The sequence below is a fragment of the Lachnospira rogosae (ex Hitch et al. 2025) genome, assembly GCF_040096455.1.
Taxonomy (GTDB): domain Bacteria; phylum Bacillota; class Clostridia; order Lachnospirales; family Lachnospiraceae; genus Lachnospira; species Lachnospira rogosae.
On record NZ_JBBMER010000016.1, the window covers coordinates 1 to 1,452 of the forward strand.

General features: G+C 52.1%; 1 rRNA gene. It reads left to right on the forward strand.

Annotated features, from left to right (window positions below):
* Positions 1 to 1,346: ribosomal RNA gene (locus WMO14_RS12840) — 23S ribosomal RNA — on the forward strand; the annotation flags it as partial.
* Between the last annotated feature and the right edge of the window lie 106 nt (positions 1,347 to 1,452).

Here is a 1,452-nt window from a genome sequence, read left to right on the forward strand (position 1 = left end):
ACGCGGAGCGAACAAAAGTAGCGAAGCACACAGACCATCTGTCGAGAAAAGCCGCTATTGTGTATACCGTACCCGTACCGTAAACCGACACAGGTGGATGAGGAGAGAATCCTAAGGCCGGCGGGAGAAGCATTGTTAAGGAACTCGGCAAAATGACCCCGTAACTTCGGGAGAAGGGGTGCTCACGCAAGTGAGCCGCAGAGAACTGGCCCAAGCAACTGTTTAGCAAAAACACAGGTCTATGCAAAACCGAAAGGTGAGGTATATGGGCTGACGCCTGCCCGGTGCTGGAAGGTTAAGAGGAGATGTTAGAGCAATCGAAGCATTGAATTTAAGCCCCAGTAAACGGCGGCCGTAACTATAACGGTCCTAAGGTAGCGAAATTCCTTGTCGGGTAAGTTCCGACCCGCACGAAAGGCGTAATGATTTGGGCACTGTCTCGACAATGCACCCGGTGAAATTGAAATACCAGTGAAGATGCTGGTTACCTGCGCCAGGACGGAAAGACCCCATGGAGCTTTACTCTAGCTTGATACTGGGATTCGGTATTGCATGTACAGGATAGGTGGGAGACTAAGAGGTGATGACGCCAGTTGTCACGGAGTCGATGTTGGGATACCACCCCTGCAGTACTGGGTTTCTAACCTGCGGCCGTGACCCGGCCGGGGGACAATGTCTGGTGGGGAGTTTGACTGGGGCGGTCGCCTCCGAAAGGGTATCGGAGGCGCTCAAAGGTTCCCTCAGAATGGTTGGAAACCATTCGAAGAGTGCAAAGGCAGAAGGGAGCTTGACTGCGACACCGACGGGTGGAGCAGGTACGAAAGTAGGACTTAGTGATCCGGTGGTATGAAAGTGGGATTGCCATCGCTCAACGGATAAAAGCTACCCTGGGGATAACAGGCTTATCACTCCCAAGAGTTCACATCGACGGAGTGGTTTGGCACCTCGATGTCGGCTCATCGCATCCTGGGGCTGTAGTAGGTCCCAAGGGTTGGGCTGTTCGCCCATTAAAGCGGTACGCGAGCTGGGTTCAGAACGTCGTGAGACAGTTCGGTCCCTATCCGGCGTGGGCGCAGGATATCTGAGAGGAGCTGTCCTTAGTACGAGAGGACCGGGATGGACTGACCTCTGGTGCATCGGTTGAGCCACCAGGCTCATGGCCGAGTAGCCAAGTCGGGACGGGATAAACGCTGAAGGCATCTAAGCGTGAAGCCCCCCTCAAGATGAGATATCCCATAGAGTTAATCTAGTAAGACCCCTTGAAGACGACGAGGTAGATAGGCAGAAGGTGGAAGTGTGGTGACATATGGAGCTGATCTGTACTAATAGGTCGAGGGCTTAACCGAAAGAGGTTAAGGTTTGGATAGAACAAAGAGAGTTATTCTTAAGGAAAGTACGAAAGTACTTGACAGGATACGGATGTATAAGATATATTTAATGTGCAGTTTTGAA